Genomic DNA, 18,830 nt, shown 5'->3' with positions numbered 1-18,830 from the left:
CTCAGAAGTGAAACGCGGTAGCGCCGATGGTAGTGTGGCATTCGCCATGCGAGAGTAGGACACTGCCAGGCACCCAATTAAACAGCGCCGTGCACATCACGACGTTGGCTGCGAGGATGACACCTCAATGAAGCGGCAGACAATTTAGCAAAAAGCTAACCAGACAGCGGAGCGGTAGTTCAGTCGGTTAGAATACCGGCCTGTCACGCCGGGGGTCGCGGGTTCGAGTCCCGTCCGCTCCGCCACTAATTTGAAAGGCCTTCCCATCAGGGAAGGCCTTTTTGCTATATGGTTTTGGCGAATGAAATAAGGAAACAAAGGACAACTGACAGGGCTGCGACTTGCCACTGGCAACTCGGTCCCTGTCTGTTGTCCTTTGTGCTTGAGCCGGACTCTGTCCGTCTCCCCGTCCGCTCCGCCACTACTTAAGAAGCCCAGTCTAACGACTGGGCTTTTTTTCGTTTAACTTTTCCCGAATTGCCTCTTTTTCCCTCACGCGACTTAGTAAAACACGCAGAGCCAGACGGTGGTCATGTCGGGATGGGTCCATTCCACCCTGTGTTTCTAGCGGGTATGTAGTCGCTGGCAATGAGCCAGCTTTATACTGGGAGCTTCCTTGGTTGAAGCACTTTTAAGAAGCCCTGAGCGAATGGAGGGGAGCTTTGCGGGTGGTTACTTGCCTGCTGCAGCACTAACCCAGAGCAGCGTTCACGAAGTGTATGAGGTGAAAGAGGGGGATTCTGGCTGACAATGGGCGCCCAGATTGAGGGGGGCTCTAGAGCACACAGGATGTGCTGTGACAGCGAGTAGAGCCCCATGTCATTGATCGTTCTGGTACAAAAGGCACATAAAGAAAAGGGGACGGCGGCTGCCGTCCCCTCAAGTCATCTAGTCCAGTCCATGAACTGCAACGCTCCCTGCAATCCCTGACTTTATCCTGATCCTTCGGAATATCCCCTTCCCAATCCGTTGAGGTGTCCTGTGGCCATCCTAGCCTGGCAATCGCTCCTGATTGCTGCACTCTCTCCATCCTGGAGGTGTCCGTTACCACATCCCGTGGTGTTCCTTGCGTCATCCTGACAGACAACCATCCGGGTTGTCTCGCTTCATCCTGAAGCTGTCCTGCTCGCTTCCTGCGAGGTCCATATACTTCCTGAAGAGCAATCATCCTGTTTGCTCTGCCTCATCCCGAGGTGTCCGCAACCACGTCCCGTGGTGTCCTGTAATCCGTTTGATAACCGTCCTGGTTACCGGCCTCATCCTGAGGTGTTCCTTGCCCACACCCTGTGGTTTATTCCCTGCTTATGCGCTGTTTCCGCATCCTGCCGAACCAGCTCCGTCCTTGTGAGACCCATATTAAGGGAACCAGGGGGCGGCACAAGGGAGGATCCGGCGTTGTTGGCGTGGCGATAACGGATTAATGACCAATGCTATAGAAATAAAGCCATACAAATCATGGTATTAGTTTGTTTCATGGGAAAGCATGTGGATTCAAAGATGGCTTCGCGTACGGTTCGACACAGTGGCCTCTTACAGCTGCCATGGCGGATCTCTTACACGCAAAAACGGGGCGAAAACGATGGTACAAACAGGCTCAATTCGGTGGGCAAGACTTAAAAATTAGTTGAATAAATATGCTCAAAAAGAATACAAAAAGCCGGGCTTGGCCCGGCTTTTTTCTGAGGTGGTCAGCTGACGCGGCTACCCGGTGTCGGATATGCCTTGCGCAAGGATTCAGGCGCCAGCACTTCCAGGTTCCCGCTCATGTTGTTGAGCCAGGTACGGAACTCGGGGGTGTCCTGTACCTCGGTTTCCACCACCACGCTGCGCTTGTCATAGCGGGTCATGCGCGGATTGTGGCCGGGGATCTGTCCGTCGACCAGGGTCGGGCAGTTGGCATCGATGCGACCGACGAAGCGGATCGGTCCGCTAACATCCTGATAGCCCTGATCGCGGATCAGTTTCTGGATGTTGAAATCCTTCGGCTGGGTCGCGCTGAAGTTGGTCAGCTCCACGTTCTTGATGTGATCGAATGGGATGCCGTAGACCTTGGGATCCAGCTCGGACAGGGTGCAGAGCAGCGTCGGCCCTTCCGCCTGGTTCAGGATGCCGAGCGGATTGATGCGGTCGTAGCAGAGCCATACTGTGCGCTCCTTGATGACACGCTGGATCTCGGCACTGAACTTGCGACCGCGCCACAATGCATCGCGGATCAGCGTGCTGCGGCGGATCTCCGGGTTGCCGGCAAACGGACGTGGTGACTGATGCACGCTCTCGAGCCAGCGTTCGGCCAGTTCGCTCTGGCTATCGCGGATCACCTGGCTGGCCTTGTCGACCAAGGGGTTCAGTTCGGTCAGTACGCTGGCCGGCAACAGCTGGCTGGCCTGATCGCTCCAGGTTTTCAGCGCCACTGCCAAGGAGAGCGGCATGATGTTGGCAAAATCGTTGAGGCCATGGCGCTCGAAGCACCAGCCGTGTGGTTTGCTGCGTTCATCCGAGGTGAGATCGAACAACCCCATGCCGGACATCTCTTCCAGGTCCCGTTGCACGGTACGCAGACTGACGTGGATGCCTTCTTCTTCCAGTTTTACCTGGAGTTGGCTGGCGGTCAGCTTGTAAGGGCGGTGCGGGATGCAACGCGCCAAGGTCAGTTGTCGTAACAGCTTCTTACTCATGGTGCATGCCTTCACTGGTTTAGCGTTGAGTGTATCCTAGCCATGCCTTGCGACAGTCTATGTCGCAAGTTTTGCTGCGACAACTGTCGCCATTTTCATACAAACCAAACTAACTACATGATAATAAACATAATTACCCTTATTTTGGGCAGCAATCGAGGCTTAAAAATGATGAAAATTCACCAAATGAAAGTGCTGTCTTACGGATTTAAGGGAGAGGAAAAAACAGAAATGACGGGGAAACGCAGAATATGATGTGGAGGGGATGGCTCCCCTCCACCAGGCAGGTACTTTTTGGCTGGATCAGGCCAGCCAGGACAAGGCGGATTTGGTGATGGCGGCGCCCACCATGTAGCCAAATACCGCCAGGGCAGCGAGGCCGGCCACCAGCTTCTGGCTGCGCGCAGGGCGCTTGAGCGCCATGACGCCGAGGCCGATGTAAACCACCAGAGCGATCAGCTTGGCCATCAGCCAGGGTTGTTGGCCCGGGCTCATCTGCAGGGTCACCGCCAGCAGCACCCCGAACAGCAACAGGAAGGTGTCGTTGACATGGGGCAGGATCTTCAGCCACTTCTGCTGCAGGCGGGCACTGCCACCCAGGGCCAGCAGCCAGCGATAGAGGAACAGCAGCACGCTGACCAGCGCCAGCGTCATGTGCAGGTGTTTGAGCATGGGGTAATAGGCAATCATATTGCTTCCTTGTCGTTGTCGGGCAGACCGCTGTTCCAGTTGTGAGCGTGAATGCGCTCCTGTCCTTCCTGATCGTCTTGCAGCAGATCGGAGAGGATGTCCCGGTATTGCAGGCTCTTGTTGATATAGGTGTGTTCGTCGTCCAGGTAGTTGACCTGTTCCCGCAGCAGCCAGTTGTCGTGCTGCTTGAAGGTCTGGCCGGCCCGCCAGGCCTGGTTGGCCCGAAAGCCGAGCTGGGTCAGGGCTTCTACCCCCAGATCCACGGCAGAACCCAGGGTTTCCCGGTACACGCTGCCCACGCCCTGGCGCAGGATCTCGTGAGCGTGGGGACGATCCTGGGCTCGCGCCAGTATCTTAAGGTGCGGGAAGTGTTTCTTCACCATTTCAATCACTTCGAGTGATGTGGCCGGATCGTTGATGGAGAGCACCAGCAGCTTGGCCTTGTGGGCGCCGGCGGCGTGCAGCAGGTCAAGCCGGCTGGCATCGCCATAGAACACCTGATAGCCATACTTGCGCAGCATCTCGATCTGGCTGGCATCCTGCTCGAGGATGGTGGTACCGATGCCGTGGCCGTGCAGCAGGCGGCCCACGATCTGACCGAAACGGCCGAAGCCGGCGATGATGACCGGGTGCTCCACCAGCTCCGGCTGCTCGTGCTGCGGCAATTCACTCTGGTTGCGATAGTCGAACCAGGGCTGGATCACCCGATCGTTGAGGATCAGCAGCAGCGGCGTCAGCGCCATGGAGAGCGCCACCACCAGCGTCAGCAGGGCGATGGTATCCCCCGGCAGCACCTTGTTCTGGGCGGCGAACGAGAACAGCACGAAGGCGAACTCGCCGCCCTGGGCCAGCGCCAGCCCGAAGGTCCAGCGCTGACTCGGCGAGATGCGAATGGCAAAGCCGAGCGCCATCAGCACCAGCCACTTGAGCACCATCAGACCAACTACCAGGGCCGGGATCAGCAGCGGGTGCTCGGCAAACAGCCCGAAGTTGATACCGGCGCCGACGGACATGAAGAAGAGGCCGAGCAGCAGCCCCTTGAACGGCTCTATGTCCGCTTCCAGCTCGTGGCGATATTCGCTATCCGCCAGCACCACGCCGGCGAGGAAGGAGCCGAGGGCGGGGGAGAGGCCGACCGACTCCATCAGCACGGCGATGGCGATCACCAGCAACAGGGCGGCGGCGACGAAGATCTCCCGCATGTGGGACTGGGCGATGGCGCGAAACACCGGTCGCATCAGGTAATGACCACCCAGCACTATGCCGGAGATGGCAGCCACCACCAGCAGGCCGTGTTGCCAGCCGGCCAGCTCCGAGCTGCTGGCTACCGGCGCGATGGCCAGCAGCGGCAGGATCGCCAGGATGGGGATGACGGCGATGTCCTGGAACAGCAGCACGGCGAAGGCGGAGCGGCCGCTTTCGCTCTGCATCAGTTTGCGCTCCTGCAGGCTCTGCAGCACGATGGCGGTGGAGGAGAGCGCCAGGATGAGGCCGATGGCCAGCCCCTGCTGCCAGGGCAGGCCGATGAGGTGGGCCACGCCGGTCAGGGCGGCCGTGGTCAGCAACACCTGCAGCCCGCCGGTGCCGAGGATCGGTCCCTTCAACTGCCACAGCAGCGCCGGCCTGAGCTCCAGCCCGACCAGAAACAGCATCAGCACTACCCCGAACTCGGCGAAGTGCATCACATCCTTCTGTTCACCCACCAGCCCCAGCAGGAAAGGGCCTATGATGATGCCCGCCAGCAGGTAACCGAGCACGGATCCCAGCCCCCAGCGCTTGGCCAGCGGCACCGCGATCACCGCGGCGGAGAGGTAGATGAAGGCATCGAACAGCAAACCATGTCCCATCAGCGGATCCTCCGCACAGTGGTGGAGGCCGATGTCGGCAGGCCGGGCTGTCGCCCGGATCGAGAGCGGGTCATGAGAGTACCTCCAGCAGATCGCGCAGATAGGGGCTGCCGGCAAGCTGGGCCGGGGTCAGCTGTTCGTCGCGCAGGGCACACAGCAGCTGGCGATAGTCCTGGCCACAGCGGCGCAGCGCCTCCTGATCCCGGATCTTGTGAAAGGAGTGCAGCACGAACGGCGGCAGCCAGCTCATGCCGCACAACTGGGCCGTCTGCCGGAATGGCAGCAGAAAGTCGAGCAGCGGGCGTTGGTTGTAGCCCTCGCTGCAATAAGATTCGGGGGCACCGCCGGTGGTGATGGCCGACAGCCACTGCTTGCCGTTGAGGGCGTGGGCTTCCGGGCCGTAGGCGTAGCCATATTCCAGCACCAGATCCATCCACTCCTTCATGATGGCGGGGCAGGAGTACCAGTAGAAGGGGTGCTGGAACACGATGATGTCGTGTTCAGACAGCAGGGCCTGCTCCCGCTTCACGTTGATGAACATGTTGGGGTAGTGCTGGTAAAGGTCGTGCAGGGTGACGCCCTCCAGGCCGTCGATGGCCTGCAGCAGCTGCTTGTTGGCCCGGGAGCTCTGCAGCGCCGGGTGTGAAAAGATAACCAGAATGCGTTTCATGGGTTCCTGATCTGAAGAGGGGCCAAATACCGGTGCAAGCGACCGGCGAAAAAAATGATGCATTGAGCAGCGACGTTATCAAGAAGCGCCATGGCTCGCCAGTTCCGGGATCAGCTCGCGCAGCGCCGGATTGAGGGTCTGGTGGGCGGGATAGCAGAGGCCGATGCGCCGGAACATCCGTGGCCCGCGCACCGGCACGGTGCACAGACCCGCTTCGTCTTCCACCAGCCCGTCCGGCAGAAAGCTGATGCCGACCCCGGCCAGCACCAGCGCCATCACCAGCCCCTTGCTCTCGGCCTTGGCCACCAGATTGAGGGTGAGCCGGTCACAGGCCAGCAGGCCTATGGTTTGCTGATGGGCTTCGCAGGGAGGGCACTCAATAAAATCATAATGTTGCAGCTCGGCCAACTCGAGTTGCTGGCGGCTTGCGAGGGGATGGTCGCTTCGCACGCACAAGACATAATCCTCCTCCCACAGCGGCAGGAAGATCTCGTCTTCGCGGCGCAGGGCATCCAGGGTCAGCCGACAGTCGGCAGGCGTCCCGTAATCGGAGAGGGTGAGATCCAGCTCGGGCAGCACAGCCTGCACCTGCTGCAGCAATCCCGCCACCCGCCGCCGGCTCAGGTCCGGCATGATGGCCATGTTGAGCCGCGCACGCGTCGCCTTCTGGCGAAACAGCGCCGGCAGCCGGCGCGCCTCTTCCACCAGCTTGACCGCGTGGGGATAGAGGTAATGGGCCTGATCCCTGGCCGCCACCCCCTTCTTGCCCCGGATGAACAGGCTGTCACCCAGGGTCTCTTCCAGCTGGCGCAGCCCCGCCGAGAGGGAAGGCTGGCTGACGTGGCAGCGTTCGGCCGCCGCCGTGATGTTCTTCTCTTCATAGATGGCGATGAAGAAGCGCAGCAGTCTCAGATCCAGCATAAGCCCAACCATAGTTTTTTCAGATGATAACCAGCGGAAAACAATATTTATCACTGATGGATGCAGTGACTATAGTGATCCCGTTCCGTGCTGGCCAGCCGCTTGTTTGCTCAAACCGACTCTTGAATCAGAAGGAAAACATCATGTCCAAGCCTCTCGTCGTGATCACCGGTGCCTCCGCCGGGATCGGTGCCGCCATCGCCCGCGCCTTCTCCGCCGCCGGCCATCCGCTGCTGCTGCTGGCCCGCCGGGTCGAGCCCATGCAGGCGCTGGCGCTGCCCGATACTCTTTGCATCGGGGTCGATGTGACCGACACCGCCGCCATGAAGGCCGCCATCCAGCAGGCCGAGGCACAATTCGGCCCGGTCGGCTGCTTGGTCAACAACGCCGGCGTCATGCTGCTGGGACAGGCCGACGTGCAGGACCCGGCCGAGTGGCAGCAGATGCTCAACATCAACGTGATGGGGGTGTTGAACGGTGTTCACGCCGTGCTGGCCGGCATGAAGGCCCGCCGCAGCGGCACCATCATCAACATCAGCTCCATCGCCGGTCGCAAGACTTTCCCGAACCATGCTGCCTACTGCGCCACCAAGTTCGCCGTGCACGCCCTGACCGAGAACATCCGGGAAGAGGTGGCCGACGTCGGCGTGCGGATGGTGACCATAGCCCCGGGCGCGGTGGAGACCGAGCTGCTCAGCCACACCACGGACGAGAGCATCAAGGCCGGCTACCACGACTGGAAGGATCAGATGGGGGGCGTCATTGCGCCTGAGGTGATCGCCGACGCCGTGCTCTATGCATGGAGCCAGCCGGCCAATGTCTGCGTGCGCGAGATCGTGCTGGCGGCGACCCGTCAGCAACCTTGATGGCGGCTGACTGGAAGCGGGGGAGGGCTTGACCCTCCCCCTGGGCCAAGGGTTACCATAGGCTACCTTTCATCAATGAGTCGTCTCATGGTTCTGACCCGTCGCCAACTCGCTCGCGCCCGCCGCTGGCTCCCCCTGTGGAGTCTGCTGATGGTGCTGATGTCGTTTGGCAGCCGGGCAGCGACTGATCTCTGTACCCTGACGCCTCATTGCAGCCAGAGCGAACGTACCCTGGAGAAGGCCATGCCCTGCGGCAGCTTCACCTCGGCGCTCGCCATGACGGTACTCACCGGCGACAGCCTGACGGTTGCCATGCTGGAACCCGATACCCCGGATTTCATCTCCCCCTCCCAGTTCATGCCGGATGTTCCGACCGACCGGCTGGAGCGTCCGCCCCGTCATCTCGGTTGAGTCGAGTCCCCCTGCTTTTTTGGGCATTTCTTCTTATCCGAGGTGAGTTATGTACAAGTCCCTGTTATTGGCCGTGCTGGCCGGTACCGTCAGTTTTTCTGCTCTGGCAACCGAGCAGATGACCGTCTACAAGTCCCAGTATTGCGGCTGCTGCAAGACCTGGATCAAGCACATGGAGGAGAACGGCTTTGAGGTCAAGGTCGTCGAAACCGAGCAGCTTGAACCGGTCAAGCAGCAGTACGGCATCACTCCGCAGCTGGCTTCCTGCCACACCGGGGTGGTGAACGGCTATGTGGTGGAGGGGCATGTACCCGCCGCCGACGTGCAGAAGCTGCTCAAGGAAAAACCGGCGATCCGCGGCCTGACCATTCCGGGCATGCCCCAGAGTGCGCCAGGCATGGATATTCCGGGTCAGCCCTATCAGGTGCTGAGCATCAGCAACGAGGGCGCGACCAAGGTCTGGTCGAGCTACCCCGGCTGATGAAAACTGGCCGTGAGCAGACACACTTCCATCATGTGAGGCACACCTGAGCGAGCCCGTGTCGCTCACGGTCAGGTATGGGGGCCGCCATCGCGAGATGGCGGCCCTTTTACATCAGGGCGCGGGAGAACTTGCAACTGAAGGCGACAAGGGGCAGATTGATCCCCTGTCCAAGGAGCCAAGGCTCAGGTCCGCCAACCCTTTTACAGCGCAAAGGATGCGACATGTTCACCTTTTCCCGAGGGCTTCTGCTGCTGGCTTGTCTGGCCGCCGTTCCCTGTTCATATGCCAATGATGAGTCCGCCATGCCCACAAGCGACACCCTGATCCAGCCTCCCGTGGCCGCCAAACACCCTCACGCCATCAAGAAACACGGGGATACCCGGGTCGACAACTACTACTGGCTGCGCGATGACGAGCGCCAGAAACCCGAGGTGCTGGCCTATCTCGAGGCCGAAAACGCCTACACCGACGCCATGCTCAAACCGATCAAGCCGCTGCGCGACCAGCTCTATCAGGAGATGGTGGCCCGCATTCCGCAGCAGGACGAGTCGGTGCCCTACGTGAAGAACGGCTATCGCTACCAGACCCGCTACGAGCCGGGCAAGGAGTACGCCATCTATTCGCGCAACAAGCTGGGTGAAGAGGCTGCGAGCCTGCTGCTGGACGGCAACCAGCGCGCTGAAGGCCACGAGTTCTACGCCCTGGGGGCGCTCGAGGTGAGCCGCAACAATCGCTGGCTGGCGGTGGCGGAAGATTTTCTCTCCCGCCGTCAGTACCAGATCCAGTTCCTCGATCTGGAGAGCGGCAAATGGGCCGCCGAGTTGCTTCCGAACACCTCCGGCAATCTGGTGTGGGCCAACGACAGCAAGACGGTGTTCTACGTGCGCAAGCACCCCAAGACGCTGCTGCCCTACCAGGTCTATCGCCACGAGCTGGGCACGGATCCGGCCAAGGATCAGCTGGTCTATGAGGAGAAGGACGACTCCTTCTATGTGAGCCTCTACGCCACCACCTCGGAAGATTTCATCGTCATCGCCCTCTCCAGCACCACCTCAGGCGAGGCGCGCCTCATCGATGCCAACGTGCCGACCCAGGCGCCGCGGCTGTTCCTGCCGCGCCAGGTGGATCACGAATACAGCCTGGATCACTACCGCGGCCGCTTCTATGTGCGCTCCAACAAGGACGGCAAGAACTTCGGCCTCTACGAGACCAAGGAGAGCCCGGTGGATCGCTGGAAGGCGGTGATCGCCCCCAATCCGGACGTGCTGCTGGAGAGCTATGCCCTGTTCAAGGAGTGGCTGGTGCTGGAGGAGCGCAGTCAGGGGCTGACCCGACTGCGTCAGGTCAACTGGCAGAGCGGCGAGCAGAAGGAGATCGCCTTCGACGATCCGGCCTATGTCACCTGGCTCGCCTACAATCCGGAGCCGGATACCAGCGCCCTGCGTTATGGCTACTCCTCCATGACCACCCCCTCGTCCACCTACGAGCTCGATCTGAACAGCGGCAAGCGCACCCTGCTCAAGCAGCAGCCGGTGGCGGGCTTCAAGGCTGACCAGTATGCCAGCGAGCGGCTCTGGATCACCGCCCGTGACGGCGTGGCCGTGCCGGTGTCGCTGGTCTATCGCAAGGACAAGTTCAAGCAAGAGGGGGCCGGTGCGCACACCAATCCGCTGCTGGTCTACGGCTACGGCTCCTACGGTGCCAGCATGGACCCGGACTTCAGCAGCGCCCGGTTGAGCCTGCTGGACCGCGGCTTCGTCTACGCCATTGCCCACATTCGTGGCGGCGAGGAGCTGGGGCGCCACTGGTACGAAGATGGCAAGCTGCTGAAAAAGCAGAACACCTTCAACGACTTCATCGACGTGACCGAGGCGCTGGTGGCGCAGGGCTACGGCGCCAAGGATCAGGTCTACGCCATGGGCGGCAGCGCCGGCGGCCTGCTGATGGGGGCCGTCATCAATCAGGCGCCCCAGCTCTATCGCGGCGTGGTGGCCCAGGTGCCGTTCGTCGACGTGGTCACCACCATGCTGGACGAGTCCATTCCCCTCACCACCGGGGAGTACGACGAGTGGGGCAACCCGAACCAGAAGCGCTACTACGACTACATGAAGGCCTACAGCCCCTACGATCAGGTCAAGGCGCAGGCCTATCCCAATCTGCTGGTGACCACCGGGCTGCACGACTCCCAGGTGCAGTACTGGGAGCCGGCCAAGTGGGTCGCCAAGCTGCGCGAGCTGAAGACGGATGATAACAAGTTGTTGCTGAGCACCGACATGGACGCCGGCCACGGCGGCAAGTCGGGTCGCTTCAAAGCCTACGAGGATATCGCGCTGGAGTTCGCGTTTATTCTGGATTTGGCCAAGCCACAAGCATAAGTCACCACAGTTGCAGCCCTTGCCAGTCAAGGGCTGCAAAAGAATCTCCCTCATCCCATTCTGTCTGCCGACCGGTAGCACATCCAATTAATCTCTGATCAGCAAATTAATGATCGGCTTCAAATTTCTCGTCATTCATATCCATCATTTTGTGTTTTTGTTTGATTTATGTTGGCGCCGTGTGCTTAATCGAAGCCGTTATGACTCTTTAATTGGCCCCCTTGGGGCCAATTATCTTCGGTTGGCATGAAGCCGACTGTCTCACCACAGGATGCTGGTGGCTTTTTGGGGAACGTTCGCCGTTCACCCGCTTCCTCATATCGAGGTCATGGGCAACCGCCGACGCAGAACGGTGGTTTGTCCGGCATTCGCCCGTGGAACGGGCGAGCTGAATCAATCAAAAAGGATGAACAACATGAAAGGATTATCCCTGGCGTGTGCCTTGTCGGCTGCCCTGGTCGGTGTCTCGTTTGGTGGTCCGCTGCAGGCGCAGGAGCGCTTCGTGACCATAGGCACAGGCGGTCAGACCGGCGTCTACTACGTGGCGGGCCAGTCCATCTGCCGCTTCCTCAATCGCGGCGCCGCCGATCACCAGATCAAGTGCAACGCCCCGGCCAGCGGTGGCGGTGTGGCCAACGTCAACGGCATCCGCAGCGGTGAATTCAACTTCGGCATCATGCAGTCCGACCATCAGTACAAGGCGATGAAGGGGCTGCCGCCGTTCCAGGCCGAGGGTGCCATGGACGACATGCGCGCCGTCTTCTCCCTGCAGAGCGAGGTGTTCACCATCCTGGCCCGCAAGGACGCCAAGATCGCCGGCTTCGACGATCTCAAGGGCAAGCGGGTCAACATCGGCAACCCGGGTTCCGGCCAGCGCGACACCTTTGAAGAGATCATGGCGGTGAAGGGCTGGAAGAAGGGCGACTTCGGCCTGGTCTCCGAGCTCAAGCCGGCCGAGCAGGCCTCGGCATTGGGCGACAACAACATCGACGCCATGAGCTACTTCGTCGGTCATCCCAACGGCGCTATCCAGGAAGCTTCCACCACCACCGACGCCGTGCTGGTCCCGGTCACCGGCGCCGACATCGACAAGCTGCTGGCCGAGAAGAGCTACTACAGCAAGGCCGAGATCCCGGGCGGCATCTACAAGGGCAGCGACCAGCCGACCCCGTCCATCGGCGGAAAGGCGGTGCTCTCCACCAGTGCCAAGGCCGATCCGGAAGTGGTCTATCAGCTGGTCAAATCCGTGTTCGACAACCTGGATCGTTTCAAGCGCCTGCATCCGGCCTTCGCCGACCTGAAAGAGGCCGACATGATCAAGGTGGGTCTCTCCGCCCCGCTGCATGAAGGGGCTGCCCGCTACTACAAAGAGCGCGGCTGGCTCTGATAGCGGGCCCAAGGGCCGCTGTCACTCTCTTCGACACCCGCCTGCCGCAGCCCGTGGCAGCGGGTGTCGTGTCGTTGTACTCGTTGGCACAAGTTAACCCCTATGCAAGATAAACAACTCTCTACCGAGGAACTGATCGCCCAGGATGTGGGGGCGCGTCTGCCGCTCGGCATCATGGGTGGGTGCATCACCACCCTGGCGCTCGCCTGGTCGCTGTTCCAGCTCTGGATCGCCTCGCCGCTGCCCTTCATGCTGGGCTTCGGCGTACTCAATGACACCGAGACCCGTGCCATTCACCTCACCTTCGCCCTGCTGCTGGCCTATCTGGTGTTCCCGGCCTTTCGCCGCTCGCCGCGCGACCGGGTGCCGCTCGGCGATCTGGCGCTCGGGCTGGTGGCCGCCGGCGCCGCTTCCTACCTGTGCGTGATGTACGAGGCGCTGGCCCAGCGGCCGGGCAACCTCACCACTGCCGATCTGGTGACCGCCTGCATCGGCATCCCGCTGTTGCTGGAAGCCGCCCGCCGCGCCTTGGGGCCGGCCCTGGCGGTGATCGCCCTGGTATTTCTCGCCTACAGCCTGGCGGGGCCCTGGATGCCGGGCCTGCTGGCCCACCGTGGGGTGAGCTTCACCGCGCTGGCCAACCACCAGTGGATCACTACCGAGGGGGTGTTCGGCATCGCCCTCGGCGTCTCCACCAGCTTCGTGTTCCTGTTCGTGCTGTTCGGTGCCCTGCTGGAGCGGGCCGGTGCCGGCCACTACTTCATCCAGCTCGCCTTCAGCCTGCTGGGTCACCTGCGCGGCGGCCCGGCCAAGGCGGCGGTGGTGGCCTCCGGCCTGACCGGCCTCATCTCCGGTTCCTCCATCGCCAACGTGGTGACCACTGGCACCTTTACCATTCCCATGATGAAGAAGGTGGGGTTCAGCTCGGAGAAGGCGGGGGCAGTGGAAGTGGCCTCCTCGGTCAACGGCCAGATCATGCCGCCGGTGATGGGGGCTGCCGCCTTCCTGATGGTGGAGTACGTGGGCATTCCCTACGTCGAGATCATCAAGCACGCCTTCCTGCCGGCGACCATCTCCTACATAGCGCTGCTCTACATCGTCCATCTGGAGGCGCTCAAGCTCGGCATGCAGCCCATCGGCGATCATCAGCCCAAGCCCTGGCTGCGCCGGTTGACCGGCTTTGCCTTTGGCGCCGCCCTCATCAGCGGGCTGTCGATGGCGGTCTACTACGGCCTGGGCTGGCTCAAGCCGGCGCTGGGCGACTATGCCCTGCCGGGTATCGCCCTGCTGCTGGCCGCCACCTATCTGGGGCTGCTGAAGATTGCCGCCAGCAATGAGCCGCTGGCGGCAGAAGATCCGGACAAGCCGCTGACCGAGCTGCCCAACACCCGTACCGTGCTGCTCTCCGGCCTGCACTTCCTGCTGCCGGTGGTGGTACTGGTGTGGTGCCTGATGGTGGAGCGCCTCTCGCCTGGGCTGTCGGCCTTCTGGGGCACCGTCATGCTGGTGATCATACTGCTGACCCAGCGGCCGCTGCTCAACTGGCTGCGCAGCGATGGCCGGCACGATTACGGCTCCCTGCAGGACGGCTTGATCGATCTGCGAGAGGGCTTGGTGGCCGGCGCCCGCAACATGATCGGCATCGGCATCGCCACCGCCACGGCGGGGATCATCGTCGGTGCCGTCTCCCAGACCGGGGTTGGTCTGGTGCTGGCGGATCTGGTGGAGATGCTCTCCATGGGCAACCTGCTGCTGATGTTGCTGCTGACCGCCCTGCTGAGTCTGATCCTCGGCATGGGGCTGCCCACCACCGCCAACTACATAGTGGTCTCCAGCCTGCTGGCGCCGGTGGTGGTGACGCTCGGGCAGCAGAACGGACTGATCGTGCCGCTCATCGCGGTGCATCTGTTCGTGTTCTACTTCGGCATCATGGCCGACGTGACGCCGCCGGTGGGGCTCGCCTCGTTCGCGGCGGCGGCCGTCTCCAAGGGCGATCCCATCAAGACCGGCATCACTGCCTTCTACTACAGCCTGCGCACCGCGGCGCTGCCGTTCCTGTTCATCTTCAACACCGACCTGCTGCTGATCGACGTGGACTTTGCCCACGGGGTGCTGATCTTCATGGTGGCCACCGTTGCCATGCTGATCTTCGCCGCCGCCACCCAGGGTCATTTCCTGGTGAAGAGTCGCTGGTACGAAAGCGTGCTGCTGTTGCTGGTGGCCTTCACCCTGTTCCGCCCCGGTTTCTGGATGGACATGGTGCACGATCCCTATCGCGAGACGCCGCCGGCCCAGCTGGCCCAGACCCTGGGCGAGGTGGAGGCGGAGAGCACCCTGCGGCTGCGGATCCAGGGTGAGGATGCAGTGGGCAAGCTGCGTCAGTCGACCGTGCTGCTGGCAGTGCCGGCAGGGGAGGACGGGGCAGCCCGCCTCGCCAGCCTGGGGCTCGCGCTCTATGAGCAGGATGGCAAGACCCTGATCGACAGCGTCACCTTCGGCAGTCCGGCAGCGGCAGCCGGCATGGAGTTTGATCAGGAGATCCTGATGGTCAAGGCCCCCACCGAGCGCTGGCGCAAGGAGCTGATGTGGCTGCCCGGCTTCCTGCTGTTTGCGTTGATCGTCTGGCTGCAGCGGCGCCGGGTGGTGCGAGCATAACCAGGGTCAATAAAAACGGCGCCATCATGGCGCCGTTTTCATGCTCCCCGCTGGGGGGCTTATTCTTGCGGATCCTGCTCCTGCAGCAGGTTCAGGGTCTGTTGTCCCACCTGGCTCAGGCCAAGCAGCTCGCAGGCTTGCTCGGAGCTGATGCCAAGGTGGCACATCATGATATCCATCACCGGGAGGGATTATTCCTGCGGATCCTGCTCCTGCAGCAGGCTCAGGGTCTGTTGTTCCACCGGACTCAGGCCCAGCTGTTCGCAAGCTTGCTCGAAGCTGATGCCAAGGTGGCACATCATGATATCGATAGCGGGCAGATAGTTTTTCATTGCGTCTTCCATGGTGATCCTCCGGACCCGTCCCTTATGCCCGAACAGGGTGGGTGGGACAATTAGACTTTAGGCGTAGACTGCTCGTTTGCTGAGCGCCTCTGCCACTGGGCGGGGGAATTTGTTACTCTGCTTGTCAGCAAGAAGATGTTGCCGTATGACTGCGAGCAACACGTGAGGAGCAGGGCATGTTATTGAGTTTCTTGATCATCGCATCGGGCTGGTGGCACATTCGTGCGGCCTATGGCTCAGACTCCCGTCAGTTCTACATCAGCAAGCCGTTGACCATGCTGCTCATCATAGCGCTGGCCTTCGGCTATCAGAGCTATGACCACGACGGTTCCCACGCCTGGATCCTGCTCGGTCTTTGCCTGTCGCTGGCCGGTGACGTGCTGCTGATGTTGCCGAGCGACCGCTTCATCCAGGGGCTGGCGGCGTTTTTTGTCGCGCACCTCTGCTACATCGTCGGCTTCGCCCAGGGGCCGCTGGTGCTGAATCTGGTGGATGGCCTGCTGTTGCTGCTGGTGGCCGGCATGGTGTTCGGCCTGCTGTGGGGCAAGCTCGGGGAGATGAAGGTGCCCGTGTTCTGCTACATGCTGGTGATCATCGGCATGGCCTGGGTTGCCGCCGGCGCCTGGCATGCCTCTCTCACCGCCGGCAGTGCCGCCGCCCTGGTGGGGGCGCTGATGTTCCTGTTCTCCGACAGCATGCTGGCGCTGGACCGTTTCCGCCGTCCCTTCCCCCATGCCACCGCCTGGGTGATGACCAGCTACTTCGCCGCCCAGTTTCTGATTGCCGCCTCGCTGGCGGGGTGACTGTGGCTGAGTTGTCCCCTCGCCAAGGGGCGTGTGCAGACAAAAAAACGGGCCCTCAGGCCCGTTTTGCTATGCCATTTCTACCGTTTTTCACGCCTCGAGCGGTTCGGCATCCGCTGCCCTGGGGGCGGGCTGCTTGAGCAGCAGCATCAGGCTGCTGGCGAGCAGCAGGAAGATGCCCATCACGAAGAACACCTGGTTGTAGGCCATGATGGCCGCCTCCCGGCTGATGGTGTTCGACAGCATGGCCTGGGCCTGCTGACGGGCCAGCTCGGGGCCGGAGCCCTGTGCCATCATGGTCTGGGCCAGCTGCAGCAGGTAGCTCTGCCCCTCTATGCTGCTGGCGGCCAGGGTGCTGCTGATCTGGCTGACGTGGATGCGGGTGTCGTTGTCGATCAGGGTGGCGATGATGGCGATGCCGAAGGCGCCGCCCAGGTTGCGCAGCACGTTGAGCAGGGTCGAGGAGGAGGGGATCTCGTCGTGGGTCAGGCTGGCGGTCGCCACCAGGGAGAGCGGTACCATGATGAAGGGCTGGCCCAATGCCCGCACGATGAGCGACTGGATCAGCTGAGGCCCGGCGTAGTCGGCACTCATGTTCATGTTCATGAAGCAGCTGACGGCGAACACCAGAAAGCCGAAGCTCACCAGATAGCGCGGATCTATCTTGTGGGTCAGTCTGGGCACCAGCGGCAGTACCAGCAACTGCGGCAGCCCCATCCACATCAGCACCTCACCGATTTCCAGCGCGTTGTAGTTGTGGATCTGGGTCATGTAGAGCGGCAGCACATAGATGGAACCCATCAGCGCCATGCCGAGCACCAGATAGGCGAAGCAGGCCAGCGCGAAGCGCGGGTTGTGCAGCAGCCGCAGGTTGACCAGCGGATGGCGCCGCAGCAGCTGGCTGATGACGAAAAACACCAGCGCCACCACCGAGATGACGGTGAGCCGGACGATGAAGCTGGAACCGAACCAGTCCTCCCGGTTGCCCTCTTCCAGCACCACTTCCAACAGGCCCAGTCCCACCGCCATGGTGACGATGCCGATGAGATCCACCCGCTTGATCACCTCCCAGTCCACCGGTTTCTTGTCCAGCCCGTGGGCCAGCATGGCCATCACCAGCAGTCCCGGCGGCACGTTCATGTAGAAGATGTAGTGCCAGGACATCTGCTCGGTCAGCCAGCCACCCAGGGTCGGCCCGATGGCGGGGGCGAAGGTGGCGCACAGGCCGAACAACGCCATGCCGGTGGCCCGCTTGTGCAGCGGCAGCAGGCTGACGATGAGGGAGAAGGCCATCGGGATCAGCGCCCCGCCGGTGAAGCCCTGCAGCGCCCGAAAGACGATCATGCTGGTGAGGTTCCAGCTGAATGAGCAGAGCACGGAGGCGACGATGAAGGCGCCGGTGGTCCACAACAGGTAGCGCCGCACGCTCAGCCCCCGGCTCAGCCAGCCGCTCAGCGGAATGGCGATCATCTCCGCCACCAGATAGGAGGTGGAGATCCAGGAGCTTTCGCTCAAGGTGGCCGACAGGGCCCCCTGAATGTCCTTCAGGGAGGCGTTGGTGATCTGGATGTCGAGGATGGCCATGAAGGCGCCGATGAGGCCCCCCATGACCGCGATCCAGTTGCGACGCGGGATGGGTTCCATCAGTGGGCCGCGACCATAGGATCAGGGCTGCGGGTGTCGACGATCACCTCGGTGGAGAGGCCCGGCAGCAGCTTGCCCGCCAGCGGCCCCGGCTCCGGAATGCGGATCTTGACCGGCACCCGTTGCACGATCTTGGTGAAGTTGCCGGTGGCGTTCTCCGGCGGCAGCAGGGCGAACTTGGCGCCGGTGGCGGGGGCCAGGCTATCGATGATCCCCTCGACCGGCTGATCCGGATAGGCATCCAGGATCACCTCTACTTTCTGGCCGGGCTGCATGTGGAGCAGCTGGGTCTCCTTGAAGTTGGCCTCGACCCACACCTGCTGCAGTGGCACCAGACTGGCCACCTGCATGCCGGACTGGACGTAGAGCCCCGCCCGCAGACTGCGCTTGCCGATGATGCCGTCGGCCGGTGCCCGCAGCTCGGTATAGGCCAGCTCCAGCTTGGCCTGCTCCAGCTGGGCGGCACTCAATGCCAGCTTGGCCTGGTTCTGTTTGGCCTCGGCATCCAGTACCAGCAGCCGCTCGCGGGCGGCCTGCAGGGCCGCTTTGGCCTCCTGCTCCTGGGCCTGGTTGACCTGCAGGCCGGCCCGCACCTCATCCAGGCTGTCCTGGGAGCTGTAGTGGCGCTGGTTGAGCTGGCTGACGCGGCGCACCTGTTGCTGGGCCCGAACCTGTTCGGCATTGGCCGAGCTGACCTTGGCTTCGGCCTGGCGAATGAGGCTCAGCTGCTGGGTGCGGGTGGCGGCGAGATTTTCCGCCGTCGCCTGATTGAGGCGCAGGTCGGCTTCGGCCTCGGCCACCTTGGTCTTGTACTCCCGATCGTCGAGGCGGGCGATGAGCTGGCCGGTCTTCACCGGCTGGTTGTCGGTCACCAGTACTTCGCTGATGTAGCCGGACAGCTTGGAGCCGATGCCGGTGACCTCGCTCTGCAGGTAGGCGTTGTCGGTGCTCTCGAAATAGCGGCCGTGCAGATACCAGTAACCGGCAAACAACAGGCCGAGCAGGGCCAGGATCATGGCTGCCAGCAGGGGGATCTTCTTGTGTTGACTCATGTGGGG

General features: G+C 62.0%; 16 protein-coding genes and 1 tRNA gene. 8 read left to right on the top strand and 9 right to left on the bottom strand.

What is annotated here, in order from left to right:
• Nucleotides 1-168 precede the first annotated feature (168 nt).
• A tRNA-Asp gene (locus OKC44_RS12825) sits at nucleotides 169-245 on the top strand.
• A gap of 1,443 nt (nucleotides 246-1,688) precedes the next feature.
• On the opposite strand, the gene OKC44_RS12820 is transcribed toward OKC44_RS12825, so the two are convergent.
• The 5 genes from OKC44_RS12820 to OKC44_RS12800 form a co-directional block, all read right to left on the bottom strand.
• Nucleotides 1,689-2,675 carry a helix-turn-helix transcriptional regulator gene (locus tag OKC44_RS12820; RefSeq protein WP_005308002.1) on the bottom strand — a complete coding sequence of 329 codons (987 nt, stop codon included), beginning with the start codon at nucleotides 2,673-2,675 and terminating at the stop codon, nucleotides 1,689-1,691.
• Between the two features lie 303 nt (nucleotides 2,676-2,978).
• Nucleotides 2,979-3,365, bottom strand: coding sequence for a SirB2 family protein (locus tag OKC44_RS12815; protein ID WP_016349116.1), 387 nt, complete (start codon nucleotides 3,363-3,365; stop codon nucleotides 2,979-2,981).
• A complete protein-coding gene (locus OKC44_RS12810) occupies nucleotides 3,362-5,212 on the bottom strand; it encodes a monovalent cation:proton antiporter-2 (CPA2) family protein (protein WP_270813194.1) in 1,851 nt (616 codons plus the stop codon). The genes OKC44_RS12815 and OKC44_RS12810 overlap by 4 nt, the downstream gene beginning before the upstream one ends.
• Before the next feature lie 70 nt (nucleotides 5,213-5,282).
• Entirely contained in the window at nucleotides 5,283-5,882 is a 600-nt protein-coding gene (gene kefF / locus OKC44_RS12805; protein WP_016349118.1) for a glutathione-regulated potassium-efflux system oxidoreductase KefF, read from the bottom strand.
• A gap of 78 nt (nucleotides 5,883-5,960) precedes the next feature.
• Nucleotides 5,961-6,803, bottom strand: a complete 843-nt coding sequence (locus OKC44_RS12800; RefSeq protein WP_016349119.1) for a LysR family transcriptional regulator — start codon at nucleotides 6,801-6,803, stop codon at nucleotides 5,961-5,963.
• Nucleotides 6,804-6,946: 143 nt separating this feature from the next.
• Here OKC44_RS12800 and OKC44_RS12795 point away from each other — a divergent pair, with 143 nt between their 5' ends.
• The 6 genes from OKC44_RS12795 to OKC44_RS12770 all read left to right on the top strand — a co-directional run bounded on the left by OKC44_RS12795 (nucleotide 6,947) and on the right by OKC44_RS12770 (nucleotide 14,981).
• Complete coding sequence (locus OKC44_RS12795; protein WP_029304386.1) at nucleotides 6,947-7,669, top strand: SDR family oxidoreductase; 723 nt, start codon at nucleotides 6,947-6,949, stop codon at nucleotides 7,667-7,669.
• An 87-nt stretch (nucleotides 7,670-7,756) separates the two neighbouring features.
• Complete coding sequence (locus tag OKC44_RS12790; protein ID WP_011704326.1) at nucleotides 7,757-8,080, top strand: hypothetical protein; 324 nt, start codon at nucleotides 7,757-7,759, stop codon at nucleotides 8,078-8,080.
• A gap of 49 nt (nucleotides 8,081-8,129) precedes the next feature.
• Nucleotides 8,130-8,561 (top strand): DUF411 domain-containing protein, encoded by a 432-nt coding sequence (locus OKC44_RS12785; RefSeq protein ID WP_011704327.1) that lies wholly within the window; start codon nucleotides 8,130-8,132, stop codon nucleotides 8,559-8,561.
• Between the two features lie 224 nt (nucleotides 8,562-8,785).
• Nucleotides 8,786-10,939 carry a S9 family peptidase gene (locus OKC44_RS12780; protein ID WP_270813190.1) on the top strand — a complete coding sequence of 718 codons (2,154 nt, stop codon included), beginning with the start codon at nucleotides 8,786-8,788 and terminating at the stop codon, nucleotides 10,937-10,939.
• A 415-nt stretch (nucleotides 10,940-11,354) separates the two neighbouring features.
• Complete coding sequence (locus OKC44_RS12775) at nucleotides 11,355-12,326, top strand: TAXI family TRAP transporter solute-binding subunit (protein WP_167297631.1); 972 nt, start codon at nucleotides 11,355-11,357, stop codon at nucleotides 12,324-12,326.
• Nucleotides 12,327-12,428: 102 nt separating this feature from the next.
• Nucleotides 12,429-14,981, top strand: coding sequence for a TRAP transporter permease (locus OKC44_RS12770; RefSeq protein WP_270813188.1), 2,553 nt, complete (start codon nucleotides 12,429-12,431; stop codon nucleotides 14,979-14,981).
• Nucleotides 14,982-15,040: 59 nt separating this feature from the next.
• Here OKC44_RS12770 and OKC44_RS12765 read toward each other — a convergent pair whose 3' ends face one another.
• Nucleotides 15,041-15,163 (bottom strand): hypothetical protein, encoded by a 123-nt coding sequence (locus OKC44_RS12765; RefSeq protein WP_260094751.1) that lies wholly within the window; start codon nucleotides 15,161-15,163, stop codon nucleotides 15,041-15,043.
• A 9-nt stretch (nucleotides 15,164-15,172) separates the two neighbouring features.
• Nucleotides 15,173-15,313: a hypothetical protein gene (locus tag OKC44_RS12760; RefSeq protein WP_162489544.1), complete on the bottom strand. Its 141-nt coding sequence runs from the start codon at nucleotides 15,311-15,313 to the stop codon at nucleotides 15,173-15,175.
• Nucleotides 15,314-15,501: 188 nt separating this feature from the next.
• Between OKC44_RS12760 and OKC44_RS12755 the strand changes: the two genes are divergently transcribed.
• Nucleotides 15,502-16,128, top strand: a complete 627-nt coding sequence (locus OKC44_RS12755; RefSeq protein WP_011704333.1) for a lysoplasmalogenase — start codon at nucleotides 15,502-15,504, stop codon at nucleotides 16,126-16,128.
• A 90-nt stretch (nucleotides 16,129-16,218) separates the two neighbouring features.
• Here the strand turns inward: OKC44_RS12755 and OKC44_RS12750 are convergent, their stop codons facing one another.
• A complete protein-coding gene (locus OKC44_RS12750) occupies nucleotides 16,219-17,772 on the bottom strand; it encodes a DHA2 family efflux MFS transporter permease subunit (RefSeq protein WP_270813185.1) in 1,554 nt (517 codons plus the stop codon).
• Nucleotides 17,772-18,824, bottom strand: coding sequence for an HlyD family secretion protein (locus OKC44_RS12745; protein ID WP_270813182.1), 1,053 nt, complete (start codon nucleotides 18,822-18,824; stop codon nucleotides 17,772-17,774). The genes OKC44_RS12750 and OKC44_RS12745 overlap by 1 nt, the downstream gene beginning before the upstream one ends.
• Between the last annotated feature and the right edge of the window lie 6 nt (nucleotides 18,825-18,830).

This window comes from Aeromonas sp. S41-2, from assembly GCF_027705845.1.
GTDB lineage: Bacteria > Pseudomonadota > Gammaproteobacteria > Enterobacterales > Aeromonadaceae > Aeromonas > Aeromonas hydrophila.
Note: the sequence above shows the minus strand (reverse complement) of the source record. Positions and strands in the feature narration are given on the sequence as shown.